Below are 20051 nucleotides of genomic sequence, written 5' to 3' on the forward strand. Positions count from 1 at the left end.
CATGATTAAAAAATATTGGAAAAAAGGAGGGAAGCAGAAAACAATTCTAACAGTATCTGGTATTATACTTTTGGTAGTACTTTTCGTATTACGTGATGATTATCAGCCGGCAATTTTGTTCATTAGAAAATACATTTTTGTAATTCTTTTGAGTTTGCTAGTCTTATTTTTTGGTCTTAGAAAGTTTAGAAGTACAGCAGCTACTGGAGGTCGCCTAGGAATACTCGGAATTTTGGGGCTTTTCTTTGGGCTGTTATATGTAATTGGGTGGCATTTCAAGATGTACGATTATATGAAAACCTATAACGTATTTAATAATTTAAATAAAGTAGAGATCAATGATCTGCCCTTAACTCAAAATGAACGTATTCAGCCTTTGCGCAATATATTTTCAATGGCGAATGAATCTGTAGGTGAGACTAAAGATGTTTCATTACCACATTTAGTACGTGTAGATAGTATCAATAAATGGACGATGGCTATACAACCCACGGAAAAATATATTTGGCAGCAGATAAGTGATAATACCGAGGAAGTATTTTCGGTATCCAGTACTTCACCTTTCCCCAGGTTTTCAAGTGGAAACAGAATACCTGTTACATTTTCAATAGGGGAGTCTTTAAAATTTAGCAGAAATACATATAACGCTGTGGTACAACGTTTTAATCCACTGCAATATGTTACTACTGAGCCCGGTGATGTTTACTATATGAAAAATGATGCTGGTAAATGGGTGCAAGTGGTAAGTCTTATCAAATGGAAAGGGTTCTTTTTTCCTTATCCATCTTTTGGTGGTGTGGTGGTTATAGATAATGGTGAACATGACTTCAATGATTATTTAGAACGTATTTTTATTGGGAAAGGCACCTATATTTCACCAAAAGAAATGAGTAAATATCCGTATTTAACTAAGCAGAACACGCTTTCAGAAAAAGTATCGCGATTGCAAGCTGAATCCTTAAAGTTCTTAGGAGGTTTTAGTGATCCATTGCCATGGAATATGGAAACGGCCGTGAAAATACCCGACCTGCCTGATGATCAAAATCAGCAACCTTTTGTAACCGATTTTAATTTTAATGATTTAGATGTTGATGCTTATAGCGGTTTGTATCATTGGTTTGGCTTAGAGCCGGTTGGAGATGAGCGTACAAGCTTAACGTATAGCGTTTTTGTTCCTGCGGATGGTACTGATAAGCTATATTATTATGATCATGCTTCAAAAAGAGAAGGGTATGCAGGTGTCTCTGCTATGCCACTAAAAGTAATTGAGTCTCGTAAAGAGTTTGATTGGTCAGTTAATAAACCTGTAGAATTCAGACCCTATATTAAAGATATAGCAGGTAGAAAACGTATGTTTTTCTTAGGAACCATTTCTGCGATTAAGCAAGATTCTGAAAAATTTGATGGATCGGCTACTCCTGATTTAGCATTAATTGATAGTGAGTATAGAGATGTAGTCTGGATAGATGCAAAGCACCCTAGCAAATGGGATAAAGCAGTATATGATCAGTTAAACGAAGCATGGAGAGCTAGTGAAGGTATTGAATATTATTACACTGAGAAACCTGTTTTATTAGATGATGCAAATAAGGTGTTAGACTCAATAGATGCTATTGAGAAACCAACTGCTAAACAGGAGGAAATTGAGAAACTGCAGCAAAGAATTGACTCTTTAAAGCAGCTTAAGTCCAACTAGAAGCTATTAATGATTTTTTCTACCTTTTGTTCAATCTCTTTATGTCGATCTTTTTTATCTAGCTTATAGGGTTCGTTTGCTCGTTCTTTACAATTTTTAATAGTACAGGTCTCACAGGTAACACCTACTTGCTTTGTAACAATTGAAGGGTCATCTAAAAACTGTATGTGCTTTTTTAAGTGCGGTGAAATGAGCATTCCTAAGGTAACACTTCTGTAGATTCCTTTTTTAAAAGGATCTTTAGTCGCAGATGAAAAAACCAGGTATTTTCTGTCATTGTCGGGGTATTCTGATATTTGAATATCAAAAACATGTTCCTGATTTGTTTTTTTAGCAATGGTATTTAAGGTACGTAAAGATACCCAACGTCTACAATAGTGTTCTTGTAACTCATTAGCATGTGGTGCCTGTTGTTGTGTAATATGTAATTCTTTATTCAGTCTATAAATGGAAGCTCCTTTTTTATAGGTAAATCGTAGAAAAAACAAATTTTTAAAATGAAACTGCTTTGGTAAAATATTGGTTAGGCGCTGGTAGAACGTTTCCGGTGAGTTGGTAAACTGTTGCATTAAAATATTGAAAGCATCAGCATTAAATCTTTTGTTTGCAAAGAACTCTTTTAAAGTTTCAATCAAACTGTTTTTAGGAATTAAAAGTGCTCCTGCAAAATAAGAAGCTAAGAAATTGTTAAGCACCTGATCAAATCCATCAAATTTTATCCAAGGAAACGTATACAATCTATCTTTTATTTCTAAATAGTTATACGCAATCTCTTTAGCATATATAAAGCGCTTTTGAGACTCGTCTATTTTTTCGCTAATAAGCAATGTTTTTTTCTTAGGAATATAAATAGATCGTAATTCATCTAAATTATTATGTTTAGAGAGTTCTTCATTATTAATAGTATAATTATACTCTTCTTTAAGAATTTCTTCAAGTTCGCCGGTAGCAATTTGCTGTGTAAGTTCAATGTGATACGCCTTGGCAAATTTTTCTACAGCTAGCTCAATGTCCTCAAAATAATTGTTTTGCGATTCTTGGTAAGAGCGTAGAGCTGCCAAAAAGAAACTTTCTCTTGAAAAACTATAGTGCTTTGCAATTTTAATAAGTGTACTAATAAAAGCGTTAACCTTTACAGGGGCATTCGCAATAATGTCAATCAAATGCCCTTCTTTAATACCAAACACATCTAAAGGAATTTCCTTGAGTATTTTTGATTGTAAGATCTCACCAATAGGAGCAAGGTTCTTGTCTAATTTTAGTGAGACAAGATGATCATATGGAACGTCTAAAGCTTCTGAGAGAATAACTATTTTATCAGTTTTAGGGTATTTTTTTCCTTTTTCTATCTCATTTAAATAGGATTTTGATAATCCAGTTAATTTTGATAACCCGAATAGCGATAAGTTCTTCTCTGTTCTTATTTGCTTGATTTTCAATCCAAAAATTAAACGAATATACTCTTCTTCTATGACCATTTATTGTTGAAATTTACTTTGCGAAAGTACAAAAAAGTATAAAATTTAAAAATTTAGCGAACGTTCGCTTGTTTGATAACGTTTTTTATTTTATGTTTGTTGCATGAATAAAAAATAAGTTATGATAATTAGTAATGTACTTCAAGGAAATGTGGCGATTAAAAGTGAGAATGCTTCTAAGTATACTTCTATACTAAATGATGAAGCATTAGAGTTTTTATCACTGCTACATCTAAAGTTCAATGACAGGAGACTTGAACTTTTAGAAAGACGAAAAGAACAACAACAAAAATTTGACAAAGGCTTTCTGCCTTCTTTTCCAAAAGAAACCAAAGAAATCCGTGAAGGCGATTGGGTCGCAGCACCACTGCCAAAAGATCTACTAGATAGACGTGTTGAAATTACAGGGCCTACAGATCGTAAAATGGTTATCAATGCATTGAATTCAGGCGCAAAGGTCTTCATGGCTGATTTTGAAGATAGTAATTCACCAACATTGGACAATATGATACAAGGGCAGCAAAACTTGAAAGATGCTGTGAATAGATCTATTTCATTTGAAAATATTGCTAAAGGAAAAACATATCAATTAAATAATGAAATAGCAACGCTTTTAGTGCGTCCGCGCGGTTTGCATTTAAATGAAAAGCATTTGACCATTGAGGGTGAGCAGATGGCAGGATCGTTCGTTGATTTCGGATTATACTTCTTTCATAATATTAAGCAGCTGTTGGCGAATGGTAGTGGTCCATATTTTTATTTACCAAAATTAGAACACTATTTAGAGGCGCGTTTATGGAATGATGTATTTGTATTTGCTCAGGAGTATTTAAGTATTCCACAACAAACAATTAAGGCAACGGTTCTTATAGAGACTATTACAGCAAGTTTTCAGTTGGATGAGATTATTTATGAGTTAAGAGATCATATGGCTGGTTTAAATTGTGGTCGTTGGGATTATATTTTCTCCTATATAAAGAAACTAAAGAATCATAAAAATTTCTTTATTCCGGATAGGGCTCAGGTAACTATGGCAACACCATTTATGGAAGCATATTCATTACGTGTAATTCAATCGTGTCATAAAAGAGGTGTGCATGCTATGGGAGGTATGGCAGCCCAAATTCCAATAAAAAATGATCCAGAAGCAAATGAAAAAGCTTTTGCAAAGATTAAAACGGGAAAAGAGCGTGAAGTGAAAAATGGACATGATGGCACTTGGGTAGCGCATCCAGGCTTGGTTGAATTGGCTATGGATGTATTTAATGAGCATATGCCCACCAACAATCAGATACATATAAAAAGGGCGGACTTGAATATAACCGAAGAGCAGTTGGTTGAGCAGCCTAAAGGTGCTATTACAGAAAAAGGTATTAGAGAAAATATTAATGTAGGTATCCTGTATGTTGAATCTTGGCTTTCTGGTAAAGGGGCTGCAGCCTTATATAATTTGATGGAAGATGCAGCTACAGCAGAAATTTCAAGAACGCAGTTATGGCTATGGTTACATAACAAGGTTAAGCTAGATTCTGGTGAGCAATTCACTATCGAAAAATATGTGTCTTGGCAACAAGAGGAATTAGAAAAAATTAAGGAATATGTCGGTATGAAGCGATTCCAGAATGGAAAGTTTGAACTGGCAGTGGAGCTCTTTGATAAATTGGTATTGTCAGAAGAGTACCAAGAGTTTCTAACACTAGATACATACAATTATATATAAAAAAAACCACCCTAAAACCGCGAAATTAAAGGGTGATTCTAATAACGTAAATTAATACAAAACAAAACTATGAAAAATTTAGGACAAGCTACGTACAGTTCTGCATTGCAAACCGTAAGAAATCTTAAAGAGAAGTACGGAAATACCTGGAATGCAATACATCCGGAAAGTGCAGCAAGAATGACGATTCAGAATCGTTTTAAAACAGGTCTTGATATTGCTAAATACACAGCAGCAATTATGAGAAAAGATATGGCTGAGTATGATTCAGATCCATCTAATTATACGCAATCATTAGGGTGCTGGCATGGGTTTGTTGCACAGCAAAAAATGATAGCTGTAAAAAAGCATCATAAAACAACTAATAAAAGATACTTATATCTTTCGGGTTGGATGGTAGCTGCATTGCGCTCTGAGTTTGGCCCATTGCCAGATCAGTCAATGCATGAAAAGACAGCTGTGCCCTCACTTATTGGAGAAATCTATGATTTTTTACGTCAGGCGGACGCCATTGAGTTAAATGACTTATTCAGAAGATTAGAAAATGGCGAGGATGTGCAAGAAGAAATAGACAATTTTGAGACACATATAGTACCAATTATTGCTGATATTGATGCTGGCTTTGGAAATGAAGAGGCTACATATTTACTAGCAAAGAAAATGATTCAAGCAGGTGCATGTGCTATTCAAATTGAAAATCAGGTTTCAGATGCCAAGCAATGTGGGCATCAAGATGGTAAAGTAACCGTGCCGCATGAAGATTTTATTGCCAAGTTAAATGCAGTTAGATATGCCTTCTTAGAATTAGGTATTGAAGATGGTGTTATTGTGGCTCGTACGGATTCAGAAGGGGCTGGTTTAACGCAGAAATTACCATTGAGTAAAGAGCCAGGTGATTTAGCATCAAAATATTTAGCTTTTGTAGAAGCTGAAGAAGTTTCTATTGAAGAAGCCAACCAAGATGATGTGTTATTAAAGCGTGATGGAAAATTAGTACGCCCCGTTCGTTTGGCAAATGGTTTATATAAGTTCAAAAAAGGATCTAACATAGATAGAGTAGTGCTAGATTGTATTACAAGTCTACAAAATGGCGCAGACTTATTATGGATAGAAACACCAACTCCAGATTTAAAACAAATCTCTCATATGGTGAATAGAGTAAGAGAAGTTATGCCAAACGCAAAATTGGTATATAACAATTCACCTTCATTTAACTGGACATTGAATTTCAGAAATCAAGCATACGAAGAAATGCTAGAAGAAGGAGAGAATATGACTGGGTATGATAGAAATAATTTAATGGATGCTCAATATGATGGTTCTGAATTGTGTCATAGAGCAGATGTAAAGATTAGAAATTTCCAAAGAGATGGAGCTATAGAAGCAGGAATTTTCCATCATTTGATCACATTGCCTACGTATCACACAACGGCACTTCATATGAATGATCTTTCAAAAGGATACTTTGGTAAAGATGCTATGTTAGCTTATGTTAAAGGAGTGCAGCGACAGGAGATCCGTAATGGTGTTTCATGTGTAAAACATCAAAGAATGGCAGGTTCTGACTTAGGTGATGATCACAAGACCTTCTTTGCTGGTGATAATGCTTTAAAGGCGGGTGGAGAAAAAAACACTTCCAATCAATTCAATATGGTTGAAGAAGCCGTTGAGAAAGAAAGTCAAATGAGTAAAGTTGCTTAGTTATAATAGTTAGTTAATTATTTTTTAAAAAGAGTCTCCATTCAGAGGCTCTTTTTTTATATCTATAATTTACATGGAAATATTTTCCTTGGAAAATAAAATTATTTTTTGTACCTTTGTATCAAATTTAAACGTAATTAAAATGAAACGAGACAAAATAATCTTTTACATCGCAACTGGTTTATTAACATTATTCATGCTTTTTTCTGCAGGTATGTACTTCTTTAATCATGAAGAAGTTGCAGGTATGTTTAAAGGATTTGGATATCCAACATATATTATTTATCCATATGCTGTTGCCAAGTTATTAGGCCTTGTAGCTATTTGGTTTGTGGATAATAAGGTGTTAAAAGAGTGGGTGTATGCAGGATTTTTCTTCGCTTTTATTTTAGCATTTTTCGCACATGTTATGATTAATGACGGTCAGCAATGGGGTGCATTAATGGCGATGGCTCTTTTAATAGTGTCGTATATTTACAGTAAGAAATTAGGTAAAACTTTATAAACAATATGAAGAAAATCACAGCTTTTGCAGGAAGTAGTAGTAAAGCATCAATTAACAAGCAATTAGCCATGTATGCTGGTAGTTTATTAAATGAAAATGAAGTAAGAGTATTAGATTTGAATGATTATGAACTACCATTGTATAGTATTGATCTGGAGAATGAAAAAGGCATTCCCGAAAATGCGCAAGAGTTTCTTGAAGAGTTACAAGCATCAGATGGTATTATCCTGTCTTTAGCTGAACACAATGGAGCCTATTCATCTGCATTTAAGAATCTTTTTGATTGGATGTCGCGCATAGACGGAAAATTATGGAAGGATATTCCTATGTTATTAATGGCTGCATCAACTGGTGGTAGAGGAGGAGCTTCAGTTTTAGAAGTGGCGAAAGACCGTTTCCCATACATGGGAGGGAATATCGTTAGTAGTTTTTCTTTACCAGGTTTTTATGATAATTTTAAAGAAGGAAAAATTGTTGATGTAACCTTAGATGCTAAATTGAAAGATGCAATTAAAGCCTTGAAAAATAAATTATAAAACCATGTCATCTTATTTAAAAACTAAAGAGAATAACGAAGATGTATTAGCATTTTTAAATAGTATTGAGGATGCTACTAAAAAACAAGATTGCTTTGAGTTATTAGATATGATGGTAGCTATTTCTGGTACTGGTGCAAAGATGTGGGGTAGTAAAATGGTTGGTTTTGGCAAGTACACTTATAAAACAAAAGCTGGTAAAGTTGGCGAATGGTTTTTAACAGGCTTTTCGCCAAGAAAAAATGATCTTTCATTACACTTAATGTTTGGTTTAGAAGACCAAGCAGAGCTTTTAGATAAATTAGGAAAGCATAGTATGGGTAAAGGGTGTTTATACCTAAAAAGACTTTCAGATATAGATACATCAGTTTTAAAAGAAGTTATAAAGAATTCATACCACCATATGAAACAAAACTCTAACTAAATTATACTAATATGTCAGACGCAAAAGAAGTAGTAAAACATTATAGTAATGATGACATTACTGTAGTTTGGAAACCAGGCACCTGTATTCATGCGAAGCATTGTTGGAAAGGTCTATTACAAGTTTTTAATCCGCAAAACCGTCCTTGGATCAATATGGATGGCGCCTCTACTGAACGAATCAAAAAGCAGGTAGAAGCATGCCCTTCAGGAGCATTATCTTATATCGCTAAAGGAGAAGATAATAAAGAAGCAGTTCAATTAGAAACTAAAGTTGAAGCCTTAGAAAACGGACCATTATTGGTGTATGGAACATTGAATATTACAAACTCTGATGGTTCAAAAGAAGTGAAAAATAAAACAACAGCTTTTTGTAGATGTGGTGCTTCTAATAATAAACCCTATTGTGACGGAGCTCATGTTAAAGTGGATTTTAGAGGATAAACTATGAATATTCAACATGATGATGATGGTAAAAAAGGAGAATTTTACCTAGAAGTTGAAGGGAATCGAGAAGCATTAATGACTTATACTTGGGCGGGAAGCGACAAAATTATAATTGACCATACAGAAGTTGGTGATAGCCTTAGAGGACAAGGAGTGGGCTATAAGTTAGTAGAGGCTTCAGTTAACTTTATGAGAGAAAAGAATTTGAAAGTAATGCCTTTGTGTCCATTTGCTAAATCTGTTTTTGAGAAAACTCCTGAGTATTCTGATGTGTTATTTTAAATGAGAGTAGATTATGAAGATTAAATTATATGGTAAAAAAGGTCATGCACACACAGTAGCATATAAGAACTTTTTAAGGATGGCAGAAATTCCCTTTGAATACAAAGACATCATGGTAGATGAAGAAGCTAAAATACATACGCAGGAACTCTATGACGGAGCTATTAAAGTTCCTACTTTATTTGTAGACGAAGAAGTGTATAAAACACCAACTTCTGATACCTTTAATAAGGTAATGAAAGATTTAAAATTGCGTGGTTAACCTTTAGTGTCATTTCTCATCTAAAGACTTTGGATGAGAAATCTCTAAATATTGAGAGCATGGGAGATATTTCAAAAGACATCAATTCAAATTTTGCCAGTGCAAAGGTTAAGGCTCTATTGAATATTATCTATACAGCAAACTGGATCAATAGTAAACAAAATACTTTTTTTAAACCTTATGGAATATCACCACAGCAATATAATATTCTCAGAATTTTAAAAGGAGCAAAAGAACCCTTAAAGGTTCAAGTAATTAAAGAACGAATGTTAGAACGAGCCCCCAATGCAACACGTTTAATGGATAAGCTTTGTGCAAAAGAACTCATTGAAAGATTACCATGTCCGGATGATAGGCGAGTAGTGCATATAGATATTACTAAAAAAGGATTAAATCTTTTAAAAGTAATTGACGCTAATTTTAATGAAGACTTACTTGCTAATTTAAACAATAATGAAGCTGCTCAATTGAGCGATTTATTAGATAAGATTAGATAAAAAATTTATAAAAATTGTTTCCTAGGAAACTAAATTAATTTGTTCTGAACTTATTTCAGAATAGAGTACAAGGATAGAAAATATGAAACTAAAATTTAAAAAACAGAAGATACCAAACAACTTTTATTTAAGACAGAATGAAAATAGCAGTATAATCTGAAATAAAATAAAATGAATAATCTAAAAACTATAAAACACAAATTAGGAAGTCCATTAGTAAATATGGGCCCTATACGCTTGCGCCAACCGATACCAAATACCGCAATAGACCAGGTAGATCCATTTTTGTTATTACATCATTATGGGCCATATGCAATTAGCGTATTTAATAATCCTTTTGATTTGGGGCCACATCCTCACAGAGGATTTGAACCTATCACTTTATTGTTTAAAGGAGAACAACTACACAGAGATTCTTTAGGCAATGAAATGTTAGTAAAAGCAGGTGATGTTCAGTGGACCACGGCTGGACGAGGAATCATTCATGCTGAAGGTCCGTCAAAAGAGTTTGTAGAAAGAGGAGGTGAGTTAGAAGGTATACAATTATGGTTAAACCTGCCGGCAAAAGATAAAATGATGCCTCCCGCTTATCAACATCTAAAGAGTGAAGATATTCCCATATTAAAAAATGAGGACGAGACCATACATTTAAAAGTCATAGCGGGGCAACATTCGCGAATAAAGGGATTGATCAAGACTCAAACTCCAGTAAATGTTTTTACAGTTACAGCGAATGATAAAGGCAGCATGAAAATTATAATTCCTAATGATCATAAATCTTTAGTCTATTTATTAGATGGAGAAGTACTTATAAATGGAGAAGCATTATTAAAAAAAGGAGCGATGCAAATGGTAACTTTTGATCATGATGGCGATGTAATTGAACTTGAAGCACGAAAAGAAAGTACACTGCTCATCTTATCAGGTGAACCTATTGAAGAAGAGGTAACACAATATGGACCGTATGTGATGAATACCCAAACTGAAATTATGGAAGCTATGCGCGATTTTCAACAGGGTAAAATGGGGTATTTATATTAACAATGAGATACTCTACATCAGTTCGAGTGATCCTGACCTTAGAGTCAGGATAATATCGAGAACAAATAATATATGAATCAAAATATTAATAACATGAAGACAATAGTACATAAAGCAAACAGCAGAGGATATGCGAATCACGGGTGGCTAAAAAGTCATCATAGTTTTAGTTTTGCCGGTTATTATAACCCTGAACGTATGAATTTTGGAACCTTACGTGTTTTCAATGATGATATAGTACAGCCAAAAATGGGTTTTGGTACACATCCACATAGTAATATGGAAATTATTTCTATACCGCTATCAGGAGCACTTTCGCATAAAGATAGCATGGAGAATAAACGAGCAATTACAAAGGATGAAGTACAGGCGATGTCTGCCGGAACAGGATTAACACATTCTGAGTTTAATGATAGCCAAGACGAACAAGTGAATTTTTTTCAGTTGTGGATAGTACCAGATACTCAAAATGTAGAACCCAGATACGAACAGAAATATTTTGACGCCAAAGATAGAAAGAATAGATTTCAAGTACTTGTTGATTCTATAAATAGTGACAATGAAGAAAGTCTTAAAATTCATCAAGATGCAAAGATTTCGAGGATAGTATTGGATAAGGATAATTACTTAGAATATTATTTGAAATCTAAAGACCATGGGCTCTATATTATGAATATTGAAGGAAGTATATCAGTTGATGGAGAGGTTTTGCAAATGCGAGATGCTGTTGGAGTATCAGAAACTGAAAAAGTGATGATTAAGGCTTATAAAACCTCTGACGTATTTGTTGTAGAAGTTCCTATGTATTGAGATTAATAATGGTGTTTAAAGCCTGACATTTTGTGAGGTTTTTTTGTTTAAAAAATAACTGTATCTTGCAACTATTATGCGCGCATAATAAATTTAACCAAATTTTCATGACAAAATATAAACACATCTTTGAACCTCTAGATTTGGGGTTTACAACTATAAAGAATAGAATCTTAATGGGTTCTATGCATACCGGTTTAGAAGAAGAAAAGAATGGTTATGAACGCATGGCAGCTTTTTATGCAGAACGCGCCAGAGGTGGAGTGGGATTGATCGTCACAGGAGGTATAGCACCTAATGTACAAGGTTGGACAGGACCATTTTCTGCTAGAATGAGCACAAAAAGACATGCTAAAAAGCACAAAAAAATTACAGAGGCTGTTCATAAAGAAGGTGGAAAAATATGCATGCAAATATTGCATGCAGGGCGTTATGCTTATCATCCACTAAATGTAGCTCCTTCAGCAATAAAAGCACCTATCAATCCTTTTAAACCTTTTAAGTTGCGTAAGTCTGGTATTAAGCGTACCATAAGAGATTTTGTAAAGTGTGCAAAGCTTTCTCAAGAAGCGGGTTACGATGGTGTTGAAATCATGGGGTCTGAAGGTTATTTGATCAATCAGTTTATAACAAAACGCACAAATAAGCGTAATGACGAATATGGTGGGTCTTATGAGAATAGAATGCGCCTTCCCATAGAATTGGTAAAGAAAACAAGAGATGTAGTTGGCAAAGATTTCATTATCATTTATAGATTATCAATGTTAGATTTGGTAGAAAATGGAAGTTCATGGAAAGAAATTGTACAATTAGGAAAAGAAATTGAAAAGGCAGGGGCTACCATTATTAACACAGGAATTGGTTGGCATGAAGCTCGTATTCCTACTATCGCTACTTCGGTACCAAGGGCAGCATTTACCTGGGTGACTAAAAAAATGAAAGAGGAAGTGTCTGTTCCTTTGGTTACTTCTAACCGTATTAATATGCCCGAAACCGCAGAAGAAGTATTGGCTAATGGTGATGCAGATATAATATCTATGGCGCGCCCATTTTTAGCAGATGCAGATTGGGTTAACAAAGCATTTGAAGAAAAAGATGATGAAATAAATACATGTATTGCTTGTAATCAAGCGTGTTTAGATCATGTGTTTAAGCAAAAAGTGGCAAGTTGTCTGGTAAATCCACGTGCTTGTCATGAAACCGAATTAAGTTATACACCTACCAATTTAACGAAGAATATTGTTGTAGTAGGTGCTGGCCCTGCCGGATTGGCTGCTGCCACCGTAGCTGCTCAAAGAGGTCATCATGTAAAGCTCTATGAAGCAGATGCAGAGATTGGAGGACAATTTAATATGGCAAAAAAAATTCCTGGTAAAGAGGAATTCTACGAAACAATTCGTTATTTCAAAAAGCAGCTTGAACTTCACCAAGTAGATACTCAATTAAATACTAAAGTATCTGTAGAAGATTTGGCCAAACTAGAAGTTGATGAGATCATTTTAGCAACAGGTATTAAACCCAGAACACCTGGAATTGAGGGTATTGAACACCAAAAAGTATTAAGTTATATTGATGTATTAAAACATAAAAAACCTGTTGGGAATAAAGTGGCAGTAATAGGGGCAGGAGGTATAGGTTTTGATGTATCTGAATATTTGGCTCATGAAGGGGAAAGTTCTGCGTTGAATATTGATACTTGGTTGAAAGAATGGGGAATTGATAAAACGATGTCTGCCAGAAGCGGAATTGAAGGTGTAAAACCTGAAATTCACCCATCACCCAGAGAGATTTTCATGTTTAAACGAAGCAAAGGAAAGTTTGGAGGAAAGCTTGGGAAAACTACGGGGTGGATTCACCGCACCAACTTAAAAAAGAAAAATATTCAATTTATCAACGAGGTAAACTATGATAAAATTGATGATCAAGGTTTGCATTATACACAAAATGATGAGCAAAAAATTGTAGACGTTGACAACGTGATTATTTGTGCAGGGCAAGTTCCTTTTAAAGAACTATTTGAGCCACTTCAAGCAAAGGGCATGAATGTACATATTATAGGAGGTGCTGATGTAGCTGCGGAATTAGATGCTAAACGTGCTATTGATCAAGGGAGTAGATTGGCCGCTTCACTTTAACTTTTAGCTTCCATAATTTATTGCGATATTTGTTCATTAACCGAATTTGAAAACTATGGCAATGAATAAAAATACCGTGCTCGGCTGGGCTACAATGTTAATGATATTAATGGGAGTCATTCTAATTTTAATGGGCGCATACCGTTATGATGATGTTGCAGGTTGGGGCTTTGCCACTGTAGGTATTGGTTTTTTTGCTATTGCTTGGGTATTTAATGCATTGAAGGGCAGAGTTTAAATTTGAGATTGATTTTTAGTAGTTAGGAGTTAGTTGCTAAAAACCATCTAAAAATAACTTACTAACTCCTAATTTCCTAACAACTAACTACTATAAACATGTCAGACGATAAGAAGGTTATCTTTTCAATGAATAGGGTTTCTAAAACCTATCAATCTACTGGTAAACAAGTTCTTAAAGATATTTATTTAAGCTTTTTTTATGGGGCTAAAATTGGAATTTTAGGTTTAAACGGATCCGGTAAGTCTACCTTGTTGAAGATCATTGCTGGGGTAGAAAAGAATTACCAAGGAGATGTGGTTTTTTCTCCTGGTTATAAAGTAGGGTATTTAGAACAAGAACCTCAATTAGATGAATCTAAAACGGTTATTGATATTGTAAAAGAAGGTGTGGCAGAGACCGTTGCTATTCTAGATGAGTATAACAAGATCAATGATATGTTCGGTTTGGAAGAAGTCTATTCTGATGCCGATAAAATGGAAAAATTAATGGCTAAACAAGCCGAATTGCAAGATAAAATAGACGCTTCTAATGCATGGGAACTAGACACCAAACTTGAAATTGCCATGGATGCTTTGCGCACTCCTGAATCAGATAAGCCCATTTCAGTACTGTCAGGCGGTGAACGCAGAAGAGTTGCTTTATGTAGACTTTTATTACAAGAACCTGAAATTTTACTATTAGATGAACCAACAAACCATTTGGATGCTGAATCCGTACATTGGTTAGAGCATCATTTGGCGCAATATAAAGGAACAGTAATTGCAGTAACGCATGACCGTTATTTTTTAGATAATGTGGCAGGATGGATTTTAGAATTAGATAGAGGTGAGGGTATTCCTTGGAAAGGAAATTATTCGTCATGGTTAGATCAAAAGGCTAAACGATTAGCTCAAGAGCAAAAGCAAGCATCAAAGCGTCAAAAAACTTTAGAACGCGAATTAGAATGGGTACGTCAAGGGGCCAAGGGCCGCCAAGCCAAGCAAAAAGCACGTTTGAAAAACTACGATAAACTGGTTAATCAAGATCAAAAACAATTAGATGAAAAGCTGGAAATCTATATTCCAAATGGCCCGCGTTTAGGAACCAATGTTATAGAAGCAAAAGATGTTTCAAAAGCCTTTGGTGACAAATTGCTGTATGAGAATCTTGAATTTAATTTACCGCAGGCTGGTATTGTAGGTATTATAGGCCCCAATGGTGCTGGTAAGACCACTATTTTTAAGATGATCATGGGTGAAGAAACTCCAGACAAAGGAGAATTCATTGTAGGAGAAACTTCGAAGATTGCTTATGTAGATCAAAGCCATTCAAATATTGACCCTGAAAAAACCATTTGGCAAAACTTTTCTGATGAGCAAGACTTGATCATGATGGGAGGAAGGCAAGTGAATTCAAGAGCCTACTTAAGCCGTTTCAACTTTAGTGGAAGTGAGCAAAATAAGAAAGTTTCAACACTATCAGGTGGTGAGCGTAACAGACTGCACCTTGCAATGACCTTAAAAGAAGAAGGAAATGTATTATTATTGGATGAGCCTACTAATGATTTAGATGTAAACACACTGCGAGCTTTAGAAGAAGGTTTAGAGAATTTTGCCGGTTGTGCAGTTGTTATTTCGCATGATCGCTGGTTTTTAGACCGTATCTGTACACATATCTTAGCTTTTGAAGGGGACAGTCAGGTATATTTCTTTGAAGGTTCTTTTTCTGATTATGAAGAAAACAAAAAGAAACGCCTTGGTGGTGATGTCATGCCGAAACGTATCAAGTATAAGAAGTTAATCCGTTGATTTATTTGAATTTGGCATTATAGTGCTATTTCATTTGCCATAATCGCCACCAAGGAACTCCGGGAGCATCATGATGCTCATAATGATATCCAAAAAAATAACAACTTAGAAACGCCCAAGCATGATTCTTATCAAGGCTTTTAGACTTATGCTTATTTTTATGGTGATGACCATCTTTATGTGGGATATAGGTACCAAAGTAAAATAATTGAAAGGTTGATAATATACTAGGTAATATCCAATACAGAAGCAGATTTTCTAAAGGGAAAACTAGAAGCAATAATTGAAGCGTAACTGCCATTAAAAGTAACTGCTTAATGGTAATATATCGTTTAATAAAATTCCAATACCAAAGCCAGAATTGGCCAGAATCGTGATAATCAGGATCTTCATGTGTGGCCACAAACTTATGATGTTCATGGTGTTTTGCCAATAATCTATCATAAGAATTATAAGCAAATAAAAGGGAAGTGATTTTACCTAACATATTGTTCAATATTCTGTTTTTAGAAATGGAACCATGCATAGCGTCATGAGCCGTAATAAATAGACCTGTATATAAATGTGTTTGTACATAAACTGCTAAATACGTCAATGGGTTTGAAAAATCTAAATCCCAATTAAGTAGATTATAAAGACTGATGAACCAGCAGAAAATAAGTATCCCACCAATTACAATTCCAATGGGATCAAGTGGTTTAAAAAGTAGCTGCGTAGATTTCATGTTAAGCACTTAAACATAAATGTTTAACAAATATACAAAAAAATTAAACAAAAATCAATAAAGTCTTGACTGGTAGTAATTTAACGAATATTGATTATTAAGATTGTTTAAAGGTTCTAATCTTGTTAATGTTTGCTCAATTTTAAAAATTTAATAATGACACCTAACTGCCCCAAGTGATAAACATCATGATGAAGCATGCCGTATAGCACAAAACTGTAGGGATACATACCTTTAAAATCAGTATCATAATATTCTTCGTTTAGAAAGTCATCATCTTTTTCTTTTAGTAAGTCTGTAAGCTCTAAAAGACTATTATCATATTCTAACTTTATGTTTGTCCAACCTTTCACTTTTAATTTATCATTTGTCAACCAATTTTCTTCACAATCATCAGTTTTACTTCCTTTTCTGGTTTTGATTTTTAAAATAGTTTCTTTTCTCCACAAAGTTAAATGTGAAATGATCTCAGCAATACTATGCAAGTTTTTTTGTGGTCTTACAAAAACCAACTGGTCGTCAATTCCATTCAACTTACTGACATATGTACTTCCTATCCATGGTCTTCCTTGTTGAATTTCATTTAGTTGTTTAATAATAGTATTGATTAGGTTGTTCATCAAATTTGATTTAATACACTTATACTTGGTTTTATATTTTGAATTTCTTCTTAATGGCTTTCTCAACTCTAACAAATAAGATTAAGATCATTAAAATCATTAACCCAAGGCCCAAAAACATTCCGGTAGTACTTTTCATATTATATAAAGACCCTAAAAGCCCACTAAGTGTCAATAAGCCTCCAAGTTTTGTCATTTCACGCGCCGCATATTTTTGAGCAAAATTCCATCTTTCCTTACTTTTCATTGAGCTATTGGTCCGATAACCATATAACGAGTTTATTTCTTTCGGTGGAAATTTTAACACTATAATACCGGTAATAATAAAAATGAATCCGGTCATTGTAGGAATTAAAAATAATGGATTATCAAATGGAATATACATTACATTTATTATTCTTGTAAACTGAGTAAAACTTTAATCTAGTTTTTAATTACTATTGTTCTTTATCTTTTCCAGTGCTTTTGGAAAAGTATTTGCCATAAATTCAAGGTGTTCGTCCATAACATCTATTTCAACCTTAAGCGTATTAGTAGTATCTTTTCCTTCAATTATTTTATAAGTTTCAGTTGCTCCTGACCATTTTTTTGCCTCATCATCAATAGGTTGTTCATTTCCGTTTACCACGCTTCCAATATGCTGAAATTTAATAATATTATTTGGTATATGTTTTTGGATAACACTGTAGATACCATTTTTATCAGGGCCTAGAAAATGTACTGTACTTCCTTCTTTCCAACTGTTAGTAACTGCATAAGAACCTTCAAAGAATACACTCGCCCATTCGCAATAAGATTTTTCATCCCAAAGTGCTTTCCAAATTATAGATTTTTTAGCATCAATATCAATATTGAATTCTAAGCGTTTAATCATAATTCTATCTTTTAGTAATCGCAATGACCCGCTAAAGGAAGTTTAGCCTTGAGAATCATTCCGTTGATGGCTAAGATAATTAATACGAATTATAGAAAGTAATCAATGTGGCAAATTAATTATACAATCTTTTTGAAAGCTGATTTTTTTAATTCAAAGACAAAACAAGTAGTCCCGTCAAAATCTCTTTCTTCCACGAACTTAAAACCAAGTTTTTTATAAAACCTATGAGCCTTGGTATTTGTTTTAAGGGGATCTATTAGAATTTCGCTAACCTTTGGTTCTTTAAAGCATTTTTCAATCGCAAGTTGCATCATTGTAGTTCCATAACCTTTGTTCAGATCTTTTTCTTCGCCTATCCATATATCAATTGCTCTTTTATTTTTTTCTACTTTTCCCCAATATTGGGTTTCTTCCAAGTAAGGGTCTATTATTTGGATGAATCCAATTGGTCTAGAATTTAATTCTGCAATTAACTGCTCCCTCCATTTAGGATTTCGTTTTAATTCAATTTCCCAATTCCAATCATAATCATCAGGATCACAATCAATCACATGTTGTTTAGTGTCCCAATATTTGAGCAATTCCAGATCGCTTGTTGTTGCTTTTCTTAATTTGATATTCATTTGTTAATAACAACTTGTAGTTTTTTGTAGCGAAATTGCAAAACTGTGGCGGATAAATTTAGCCTCAGCGAATGTGTTCTATCGGTCACGACTATAGTTTAATGATTTTGACATCAACGGTTTTCATTTCTATAAATAATACCTATTTACATTATCTAAACGTCTAGCAATAGTTGCTTAGCACAAAAGGTTATAGCTTTTTCAATTGTTTAATATGTAATGAATTTTTATTCTCAAAAGGAATATAATAATAAATTATAGGTTTTGTTTGCAATAGTTTTTGTTAAAAATAACTAAGCCATTTTTTCTCTTTATTATTGAGTTTATACAAACCAAACTTTTTGCATATGGGAAATAGTAGAAGTATAATACTTATCCATACTAGATACACATATAATAAGCTAAGGCCATAACCTTTAAGTTCTGATGATTTGGTAACCCATCCTTTTAGTATCATCTTCTGCCAACCAAACCCAGTAAACCAAGCTAATAGTAGCGCCAAAATATGAATAATATATATGTGAATAATGTAAAAGAAAAAAGGAACTCTTCCAAAGACACTAAAAAAGGCCACGATTTTCCCTTTGGTTTTTTCAGTATATGCTAAAATAAGAAACAGAGGTCCTAAAGTCATCAATAAGAAAGTTAGAGACGGTGGGTATTTAGAAGGATTTAAAATAGAATAAATTACTTTTTCAGTTGCGTCAAAAGTTTCAAAAGGCATAAAGTTTCTATACACATTGGTCAGACGGATAATAACAAATGCAATTATAGATGATATACCAATAAATTTAAATATTTTTTGTCGTTTTAACGGATCGCTACTAGGGTTATAAAATGAACCGAAAAAATATCCCAAAGACATTACTCCAATCCAAGGAATGATGGGGTATGCTATTAAAAATATTTTTCCATTTTCTAGTGAAAAGGTATTGTTGTCATGAAGAATAGACCAAAATATATTTCTTTCAACTGTAAGATAGTTAAGGGCCTTGTGCCCAAAAATTAACACTACACTGAAAAGTAAAATATACTTTAATGGAAGATGGATGAGAGCAGCAAGAAATATCATACTAACTCCCAATGACCAGATTACCTGTAAGGTTAGGGTATCAAAATAAATATCGAAATACCAAGAGAAATTGACCACTGTTAACTCAACAATGATCAACCAAATGCCTCTTTTTAAGAGAAAGGAAGATAACTCTTTTTTAGATTTTCGTCTTCCTACAAGAAATGCCGAAACACCAGCTAAAAAGCTAAATGCTGGTGCACAAAAATGTGTAATCCATCTTGTGAAGAATAAAGCAGCATCGGTTTTATCGGGATCTGTTGGGTTAAAGAAAAAAGCATCATGATGAAAATAAATTCGTACATGGTCTAATGCCATAATCACCATCACTAGACCTTTAAGTAGATCTAGGGACGCAATTCGCTTTGATTTAATTTGATTCAATTATTTTCTAATTATTTCTAATGACCTTCTAAATGCAGTTTTGCTTTGCGAATGAAAAGATACTAAATTCTTTAGCAATAATTTGAGAATCAAACTTCCTATTACTCTCATATTATTGATTGTCAATTAGTTTCACGTTAGTGAAGTGTTGATTGTAGCATTTATTAGATTGGGGATTCGAGGAGCAGGA

22 protein-coding genes are annotated in these 20051 nt (G+C 33.9%); 15 read left to right on the top strand and 7 right to left on the bottom strand.

All coding sequences use genetic code 11. The features are described from left to right. Window position 1: 1 nt before the first annotated feature. On the top strand, window positions 2–1696 hold the full coding sequence (locus AC1EU5_RS10145; protein ID WP_480192271.1) for a hypothetical protein: 1695 nt from the start codon (window positions 2–4) through the stop codon (window positions 1694–1696). Here the strand turns inward: AC1EU5_RS10145 and AC1EU5_RS10150 are convergent. After that, window positions 1693–3168, bottom strand: coding sequence for a helix-turn-helix domain-containing protein (locus tag AC1EU5_RS10150; protein WP_480192296.1), 1476 nt, complete (start codon window positions 3166–3168; stop codon window positions 1693–1695). The two genes, AC1EU5_RS10145 and AC1EU5_RS10150, sit on opposite strands and share 4 nt — an antisense overlap. A 127-nt stretch (window positions 3169–3295) precedes the next feature. On the opposite strand from AC1EU5_RS10150, the gene aceB reads away from it, so the two are divergent. The 14 genes from aceB (at window position 3296) to ettA (ending at window position 15561) form a co-directional block, all read left to right on the top strand. Then, window positions 3296–4894 carry a malate synthase A gene (gene aceB / locus AC1EU5_RS10155; RefSeq protein ID WP_480192272.1) on the top strand — a complete coding sequence of 533 codons (1599 nt, stop codon included), beginning with the start codon at window positions 3296–3298 and terminating at the stop codon, window positions 4892–4894. Between the two features lie 69 nt (window positions 4895–4963). Beyond that, window positions 4964–6595 carry an isocitrate lyase gene (locus AC1EU5_RS10160; protein ID WP_480192273.1) on the top strand — a complete coding sequence of 544 codons (1632 nt, stop codon included), beginning with the start codon at window positions 4964–4966 and terminating at the stop codon, window positions 6593–6595. A gap of 142 nt (window positions 6596–6737) precedes the next feature. After that, window positions 6738–7100 carry a DoxX family protein gene (locus tag AC1EU5_RS10165; RefSeq protein WP_480192274.1) on the top strand — a complete coding sequence of 121 codons (363 nt, stop codon included), beginning with the start codon at window positions 6738–6740 and terminating at the stop codon, window positions 7098–7100. A 5-nt stretch (window positions 7101–7105) separates the two neighbouring features. Continuing rightward, on the top strand, window positions 7106–7636 hold the full coding sequence (locus tag AC1EU5_RS10170; RefSeq protein ID WP_480192275.1) for an NADPH-dependent FMN reductase: 531 nt from the start codon (window positions 7106–7108) through the stop codon (window positions 7634–7636). A 4-nt stretch (window positions 7637–7640) separates the two neighbouring features. Continuing rightward, window positions 7641–8060, top strand: coding sequence for a DUF1801 domain-containing protein (locus AC1EU5_RS10175; protein ID WP_480192276.1), 420 nt, complete (start codon window positions 7641–7643; stop codon window positions 8058–8060). Window positions 8061–8071: 11 nt separating this feature from the next. Further along, complete coding sequence (locus AC1EU5_RS10180; RefSeq protein ID WP_480192277.1) at window positions 8072–8503, top strand: (4Fe-4S)-binding protein; 432 nt, start codon at window positions 8072–8074, stop codon at window positions 8501–8503. Between the two features lie 3 nt (window positions 8504–8506). Further along, window positions 8507–8788 carry a GNAT family N-acetyltransferase gene (locus tag AC1EU5_RS10185; protein ID WP_480192278.1) on the top strand — a complete coding sequence of 94 codons (282 nt, stop codon included), beginning with the start codon at window positions 8507–8509 and terminating at the stop codon, window positions 8786–8788. A gap of 13 nt (window positions 8789–8801) precedes the next feature. After that, the gene (locus AC1EU5_RS10190) at window positions 8802–9050 is read left to right on the top strand and encodes a glutaredoxin family protein (RefSeq protein WP_480192279.1); all 249 of its coding nucleotides are present in this window, start codon (window positions 8802–8804) and stop codon (window positions 9048–9050) included. Window positions 9051–9109: 59 nt separating this feature from the next. Continuing rightward, complete coding sequence (locus AC1EU5_RS10195; protein WP_480192280.1) at window positions 9110–9547, top strand: MarR family winged helix-turn-helix transcriptional regulator; 438 nt, start codon at window positions 9110–9112, stop codon at window positions 9545–9547. 171 nt (window positions 9548–9718) lie between these two features. After that, window positions 9719–10588 carry a pirin family protein gene (locus AC1EU5_RS10200; RefSeq protein ID WP_480192281.1) on the top strand — a complete coding sequence of 290 codons (870 nt, stop codon included), beginning with the start codon at window positions 9719–9721 and terminating at the stop codon, window positions 10586–10588. Between the two features lie 93 nt (window positions 10589–10681). Beyond that, complete coding sequence (locus tag AC1EU5_RS10205) at window positions 10682–11398, top strand: pirin family protein (protein ID WP_480192282.1); 717 nt, start codon at window positions 10682–10684, stop codon at window positions 11396–11398. 107 nt (window positions 11399–11505) lie between these two features. Then, a complete protein-coding gene (locus AC1EU5_RS10210) occupies window positions 11506–13533 on the top strand; it encodes an oxidoreductase (RefSeq protein ID WP_480192283.1) in 2028 nt (675 codons plus the stop codon). A gap of 55 nt (window positions 13534–13588) precedes the next feature. Further along, complete coding sequence (locus AC1EU5_RS10215; protein ID WP_480192284.1) at window positions 13589–13771, top strand: CAL67264 family membrane protein; 183 nt, start codon at window positions 13589–13591, stop codon at window positions 13769–13771. A 98-nt stretch (window positions 13772–13869) separates the two neighbouring features. Beyond that, entirely contained in the window at window positions 13870–15561 is a 1692-nt protein-coding gene (gene ettA / locus AC1EU5_RS10220; RefSeq protein WP_480192285.1) for an energy-dependent translational throttle protein EttA, read from the top strand. 25 nt (window positions 15562–15586) lie between these two features. Here ettA and AC1EU5_RS10225 read toward each other — a convergent pair whose 3' ends face one another. From AC1EU5_RS10225 to AC1EU5_RS10250, 6 genes are all read right to left on the bottom strand, one after another. Then, window positions 15587–16285 (bottom strand): fatty acid desaturase, encoded by a 699-nt coding sequence (locus AC1EU5_RS10225; RefSeq protein ID WP_480192286.1) that lies wholly within the window; start codon window positions 16283–16285, stop codon window positions 15587–15589. 125 nt (window positions 16286–16410) lie between these two features. Beyond that, the gene (locus AC1EU5_RS10230; protein ID WP_480192287.1) at window positions 16411–16905 is read right to left on the bottom strand and encodes a DinB family protein; all 495 of its coding nucleotides are present in this window, start codon (window positions 16903–16905) and stop codon (window positions 16411–16413) included. A gap of 31 nt (window positions 16906–16936) precedes the next feature. Beyond that, on the bottom strand, window positions 16937–17290 hold the full coding sequence (locus AC1EU5_RS10235) for an SdpI family protein (RefSeq protein WP_480192288.1): 354 nt from the start codon (window positions 17288–17290) through the stop codon (window positions 16937–16939). Window positions 17291–17335: 45 nt separating this feature from the next. Then, a complete protein-coding gene (locus tag AC1EU5_RS10240) occupies window positions 17336–17779 on the bottom strand; it encodes a hypothetical protein (RefSeq protein WP_480192289.1) in 444 nt (147 codons plus the stop codon). A gap of 119 nt (window positions 17780–17898) precedes the next feature. Next, window positions 17899–18405, bottom strand: a complete 507-nt coding sequence (locus AC1EU5_RS10245) for a GNAT family N-acetyltransferase (protein WP_480192290.1) — start codon at window positions 18403–18405, stop codon at window positions 17899–17901. 283 nt (window positions 18406–18688) lie between these two features. Continuing rightward, window positions 18689–19861, bottom strand: a complete 1173-nt coding sequence (locus tag AC1EU5_RS10250) for an acetyltransferase domain-containing protein (protein WP_480192291.1) — start codon at window positions 19859–19861, stop codon at window positions 18689–18691. Window positions 19862–20051: the final 190 nt, after the last annotated feature.

Source organism: Maritimimonas sp. 2405UD52-3, assembly GCF_056591715.1.

What these genes read in the sequence shown, in the direction of transcription:
- AC1EU5_RS10175 (WP_480192276.1), top strand. Translation starts at nt 7,641, where the DNA reads ATGTCATCTTATTTAAAAACTAAAGAGAATAACGAAGATGTATTAGCA.
- AC1EU5_RS10180 (WP_480192277.1), top strand. Translation starts at nt 8,072, where the DNA reads ATGTCAGACGCAAAAGAAGTAGTAAAACATTATAGTAATGATGACATT.
- AC1EU5_RS10240 (WP_480192289.1), bottom strand. Translation starts at nt 17,779, where the DNA reads ATGATTAAACGCTTAGAATTCAATATTGATATTGATGCTAAAAAATCT.
- AC1EU5_RS10160 (WP_480192273.1), top strand. Translation starts at nt 4,964, where the DNA reads ATGAAAAATTTAGGACAAGCTACGTACAGTTCTGCATTGCAAACCGTA.
- AC1EU5_RS10190 (WP_480192279.1), top strand. Translation starts at nt 8,802, where the DNA reads ATGAAGATTAAATTATATGGTAAAAAAGGTCATGCACACACAGTAGCA.
- AC1EU5_RS10200 (WP_480192281.1), top strand. Translation starts at nt 9,719, where the DNA reads ATGAATAATCTAAAAACTATAAAACACAAATTAGGAAGTCCATTAGTA.
- AC1EU5_RS10145 (WP_480192271.1), top strand. Translation starts at nt 2, where the DNA reads ATGATTAAAAAATATTGGAAAAAAGGAGGGAAGCAGAAAACAATTCTA.
- AC1EU5_RS10225 (WP_480192286.1), bottom strand. Translation starts at nt 16,285, where the DNA reads ATGAAATCTACGCAGCTACTTTTTAAACCACTTGATCCCATTGGAATT.
- AC1EU5_RS10230 (WP_480192287.1), bottom strand. Translation starts at nt 16,905, where the DNA reads ATGAACAACCTAATCAATACTATTATTAAACAACTAAATGAAATTCAA.
- AC1EU5_RS10165 (WP_480192274.1), top strand. Translation starts at nt 6,738, where the DNA reads ATGAAACGAGACAAAATAATCTTTTACATCGCAACTGGTTTATTAACA.
- AC1EU5_RS10235 (WP_480192288.1), bottom strand. Translation starts at nt 17,290, where the DNA reads ATGTATATTCCATTTGATAATCCATTATTTTTAATTCCTACAATGACC.
- ettA (WP_480192285.1), top strand. Translation starts at nt 13,870, where the DNA reads ATGTCAGACGATAAGAAGGTTATCTTTTCAATGAATAGGGTTTCTAAA.
- AC1EU5_RS10195 (WP_480192280.1), top strand. Translation starts at nt 9,110, where the DNA reads ATGGGAGATATTTCAAAAGACATCAATTCAAATTTTGCCAGTGCAAAG.
- aceB (WP_480192272.1), top strand. Translation starts at nt 3,296, where the DNA reads ATGATAATTAGTAATGTACTTCAAGGAAATGTGGCGATTAAAAGTGAG.
- AC1EU5_RS10245 (WP_480192290.1), bottom strand. Translation starts at nt 18,405, where the DNA reads ATGAATATCAAATTAAGAAAAGCAACAACAAGCGATCTGGAATTGCTC.
- AC1EU5_RS10185 (WP_480192278.1), top strand. Translation starts at nt 8,507, where the DNA reads ATGAATATTCAACATGATGATGATGGTAAAAAAGGAGAATTTTACCTA.
- AC1EU5_RS10170 (WP_480192275.1), top strand. Translation starts at nt 7,106, where the DNA reads ATGAAGAAAATCACAGCTTTTGCAGGAAGTAGTAGTAAAGCATCAATT.
- AC1EU5_RS10210 (WP_480192283.1), top strand. Translation starts at nt 11,506, where the DNA reads ATGACAAAATATAAACACATCTTTGAACCTCTAGATTTGGGGTTTACA.
- AC1EU5_RS10215 (WP_480192284.1), top strand. Translation starts at nt 13,589, where the DNA reads ATGGCAATGAATAAAAATACCGTGCTCGGCTGGGCTACAATGTTAATG.
- AC1EU5_RS10205 (WP_480192282.1), top strand. Translation starts at nt 10,682, where the DNA reads ATGAAGACAATAGTACATAAAGCAAACAGCAGAGGATATGCGAATCAC.